Origin of the sequence: Endozoicomonas sp. ONNA2 (assembly GCF_024606365.1) — a bacterium.
In the GTDB taxonomy this organism is placed as follows: Bacteria; Pseudomonadota; Gammaproteobacteria; order Pseudomonadales; family Endozoicomonadaceae; genus Endozoicomonas.
This window is the reverse complement of sequence record NZ_JAHHPO010000328.1, coordinates 1-4,311: the sequence shown is the minus strand read 5'-3', so window position 1 is coordinate 4,311 and position 4,311 is coordinate 1. Positions and strand designations below refer to the sequence as shown.

At 46.2% G+C, this 4,311-nt stretch carries 3 protein-coding genes; all 3 read right to left on the bottom strand.

Translation table 11 applies throughout. From position 1 onward, the window contains the following. Nucleotides 1–64: 64 nt before the first annotated feature. The 3 genes from KDK14_RS05940 to KDK14_RS05930 are packed head-to-tail and all read right to left on the bottom strand — an operon-like array spanning nt 65 to nt 3,968. Nucleotides 65–1,105, bottom strand: coding sequence for a virulence RhuM family protein (locus KDK14_RS05940; protein WP_257264097.1), 1,041 nt, complete (start codon nt 1,103–1,105; stop codon nt 65–67). Next, nucleotides 1,093–2,415 (bottom strand): restriction endonuclease subunit S, encoded by a 1,323-nt coding sequence (locus KDK14_RS05935; RefSeq protein WP_257264096.1) that lies wholly within the window; start codon nt 2,413–2,415, stop codon nt 1,093–1,095. The genes KDK14_RS05940 and KDK14_RS05935 overlap by 13 nt, the downstream gene beginning before the upstream one ends. After that, entirely contained in the window at nt 2,412–3,968 is a 1,557-nt protein-coding gene (locus tag KDK14_RS05930; RefSeq protein WP_257264095.1) for a type I restriction-modification system subunit M, read from the bottom strand. Before KDK14_RS05930 ends, KDK14_RS05935 begins: the two co-directional genes overlap by 4 nt. Nucleotides 3,969–4,311 lie beyond the last annotated feature (343 nt).

Here is a 4,311-nt window from a genome sequence, read left to right as displayed (position 1 = left end):
GTCGTTTAAATTAGCCTTGATTGGAACGATCGTAAGACCGATTCTATCGCCCTGGGTTTTGTAGTCAGTCATCCTGTGAATCTTTCTTTTGCAGCAGTTTTTTTACTTCCCGGTCAAAATCCGACTCTATGCGCTGCTGCTTGTTGAACTTGTTGTACTCGGTAATCGCTTTTTGTTCAGCTCGTTTTCTGCTGATCGTGCCATGCCCCTCCAAAATCTGATACTCGTTGAATGCCAGAAATTTGTTAACACTTTCCGCAAAGCTGCTCATGGTAAACGTGTTGCGTCGTTCAATAATGCCCTCAATGTAGTCAAAAAATGCTGAGACGGCTCGCTCCAGTTTTTTAATATCCACTTCACTCAAGTAGTTTTTTGCCACCGTGGCGTCGGATTTCAGCACTCGGCCAGCAGGGGCATTCTTGTAGGTGCTCATGCCCATCAGCGGCTTATTGGCATCTGCGTTAAGGGAGATGATTTCTGCTGCTGTGTGACCGGTAATGGCATAATGGAACTTGTCCTGCACATGGGCATAGAACAGGCGAGTGGTTTCCGATCTGGGGTCGTAATCAGTGCTGCACTCGGCAAAAATATCGGTAATTTGCTGGTAGATACGTCGCTCGCTGGCACGGATGGAACGCACCCGCTCCAGCAGCTCACGAAAGTAGTCCTTGCCAAAATAGCGCCCATTTTTCAGCCGATCATCATCCATGGCAAAGCCTTTGATAATGTACTCCTTGAGCCGTTGGGTAGCCCAGATGCGGAACTGGGTAGCCTGTGTTGAGTTTACCCGGTAGCCGACCGAGATTACGGCATCAAGGTTGTAATATTTGACTTGTTGGGTCTGGGTAAGGCCAGCCACAGCACCGTGTTCAGTGGTATTTTCCAAAATGGAAACAACCAGTTTCTCCTGCAACTCATTACTTTCAAAAATGTTTTTCAGATGCTTCGAAATAGCCGGTACACCTACGCCAAATAGCTCAGCCATGCGCTTCTGTGTCAGCCAAATAGTCTCATTGCTGAGCAACACTTCCACCCTGATATCCCCACTGGGATCGGTGTAGAGCAGAAACTCCGTGGTCTGGTCTTGCAGGTTTAGGTCAGGCATGGAGACTCCTTGTGATTATGTTGGTGATCTTCTTGCTCATACTGAACCTCAGTTGCCACTGGTTTGGGGAAATTTAGCAGCAAATCACGGTAATATTCATATTGTTGCTGTCGGAGTTTGATTTCACGGGGTAAGCCTTCACTGATGGAGCTGGTTAAGGTGTCGAATTTATCCAGGATGGCGACGATGCGCTCCTGTTCTTCAAGCGGAGGAACCGGAATGCAGACCTTCGAGAAGCCATTAATTAATAGTGTTTTGACTTTTGCCCTTACCACGTATTTTGCCTTGCCGACAATAAAGTTGGTGGTTTGCATGCAATAGGCGACAAATTTTGGATTCATCGAATGCCGGAAGGCATAGCAATGGTCGTGTATCGCTACTTTATCGTTACCCAGCCAGGCAACGGCTTTACCAACATCTTCTACTGTTTCACCCACATCAGTGATAACAACATCATTTGGTTCGGCGTAACGTAAAGATGCTGCCATTTCAGCACGAACCTGTGATCGGGCATGATTCGCTGAAACGCCGTATTCTGTATAAATTTCGCCATAGTGGATTACGTCTATTCCCTCATCGACATAATCTGCTTTGGTAAAGCGTTTGCCGCGAATAAAATCACCAATCTCTCCGAGAGGTTTCCATTCCACTTCACTGTTTTTAAAACTTAATAATTCATCACGATAATGCTTGAATTGTCTCTTACGTGCGCTAAGCTCGGTGGTAAGCTCGGTGGTAAGCTCGGTGGTTAACGAGGTAAATGTGTCTAAAATCCGGACGATTTCAGCCTGAATCTCCAGCGATTTTTTTGGGTTTTCTGGACAGGGGATTGGCGCTGTTATTTTTGAAAGATCACCACTCGAAACTCTGCGCACCTTTGCACCTGTAATATATTTTCTTTTCTGCTCCTGAAAGGCAGCCGTTTGAAAATAGTAAGCAAGGTATTTAACATTTTGGTTGTGCCTGAATAGCATCATGTCGCCAGAGATTGCTGTTTCCTCTTCTCCAAGCCATGCCAGCGGTTTAACGACATCTTCATCATTCTCTGAAGTTGTGGCTAATAAGAGGTCATTCTTCTTGGCTTTTTTTAACTTTTTCGCCAGTTCGTCTGACACGAATGTAAATGTTTTCTCAGTAGATAAATTGTATTTTGTGTAGATTTGACCGTAATGTATCGCCGGAAAACCCGTTTCCACAAAATCTTTCTTTTGCATTCCGTTGCCGCGAATAAACTCGCCAAGTGTTCCGAGAGTTTTAAGTTCAACATCAACTCCCTGAAATAGCTTTTCTAAAAGTGTCAGCTCACTCATGCCCGGCGCTCCACACCTTCAATCTCGGCCACAATCGCATCAATATCCAACCGGAGTTGTGCAACTTTCTCAACGGTAATTTTCAGTTCATCATTCAGCTGAACAATATCCACCACATCACGGGTATCTTCGGGTTCCACATAGCTACTGACGGAAAGGTTGTAGTCATTAGCCGCAATGCTTTCAAAAGACTCAGTTTTGGCAAGGTGCGCAATATCTTCCTTGCTGTCGAATACTTTTAAAATCTGTTCGATATGCTCGTCAGTCAGCAGGTTGTTATTGGTGCCTTTGTTAAACAGCCCACTGGCATCAATAAACTGGGTATCGGTTTTGGTCTTGTGTTTGGATAGCACCAGAATATTCACGGCGATGGTGGTACCAAAAAACAGGTTGGGTGCCAGGGCGATCACCGTTTCCACATAGTTGTTATCCACCAGATATTGACGGATTTTCTTTTCAGCACCGCTACGGTAAAAAATACCGGGAAAGCAGACAATCGCCGCCCGGCCTTTGGCCGACAGGTAATTAAGGGTGTGCATCACAAAGGCAAAATCCGCTTTTGATTTGGGTGCAAGAACCCCCGCAGGTGCAAAGCGATCATCGTTAATCTGGGTCGGGTCATCGTTGCCAATCCACTTCACGGAATAGGGCGGGTTGGAGACAATGGCATCAAAAGGTTTGTCATCGCCAAAGTGCGGGTCAGTCAGGGTATTGCCCAGCTGCATATTGAACTTGTCGTAATTGATGTTGTGCAAAAACATATTCATACGGGCAAGGTTGTAGGTGGTGTGGTTGATCTCCTGACCAAAAAAGCCCTCTTCAATCACATGCTCGTCAAACTGCTTTTTCGCTTGCAGCAACAATGAGCCGGAACCGGCAGCCGGGTCATAGATTTTATTGATGCTGGTTTGCCCGTGCATGGCCAGCTGGGCAATCAGTTTCGACACCTGTTGCGGGGTAAAAAATTCTCCACCGGATTTACCCGCATTAGCGGCATAATTGGAAATCAGAAACTCGTAGGCATCCCCGAACAGGTCGATATCGCTGCTGTGGAAATCACCAAAATCCAAACCAGCCACACCCTTAAGCACCGCTGCTAAACGACGGTTTTTGTCAGTAACGGTATTACCCAAACGGTTGCTGGTGGTATCAAAATCGGCAAAGAGGCCTTTAATATCCACTTCAGAAGGGTAACCGTTGGCAGAGCTTTCAATGGCTCTGAAGATGTCAGCAAGATCGGTATTCAGGCTATCATTGGTGTTGGCATGCTTGACCACATTGGAAAACAGCTCACTGGGGTAGATAAAATACCCTTTGGTTTTAATGGCGTCATCACGGATCTCGGAGGTAATAATACCGTCATCCAATTCTGCGTAGTTGACGCTCTCATCACCGCCTTCAATGTAGCTGGCAAAGTTTTCACTGATAAAGCGATAGAACAGGGCACCGAGCACGTACTGCTTGAAATCCCAGCCATCCACTGCGCCCCGCACGTCGTTGGCAATTTGCCAAATCTGGCGATGCAATTCTTTCCTTTGCTGGGTGCTTTTCATGGCATGAATCCTGTTTTTGCGAAAGTAGCAAAAAATATTGAGACGCTACCGCCCGTAGCTTGTACCAACGTCTTTTATTGACTCAGGGGAGCAGAGGGCCAGATAGCTCAGAAGTAAATTTTGGGAAGATAGTCATTGTACGCATGTAAGGTGTTAGGCGGTAGTCGTGCATTTGCGAAGTGGAAAGAGGGAAAGTCGGTTTTTTATCTGTTGGAGCTTAACTGACATAAGGATAGTGACGGGGGGAGGAAGCTTGCTCACATACCAGGAGGCTGTCCGAGAATAGATTGCCCTACTGCGGTGGCAGCAAATTGGTCTAAAAAGTCGGAAATTTTTAGTAAAT

What these genes read in the sequence shown, in the direction of transcription:
- KDK14_RS05940 (WP_257264097.1), bottom strand. Translation starts at nt 1,105, where the DNA reads ATGCCTGACCTAAACCTGCAAGACCAGACCACGGAGTTTCTGCTCTAC.
- KDK14_RS05935 (WP_257264096.1), bottom strand. Translation starts at nt 2,415, where the DNA reads ATGAGTGAGCTGACACTTTTAGAAAAGCTATTTCAGGGAGTTGATGTT.
- KDK14_RS05930 (WP_257264095.1), bottom strand. Translation starts at nt 3,968, where the DNA reads ATGAAAAGCACCCAGCAAAGGAAAGAATTGCATCGCCAGATTTGGCAA.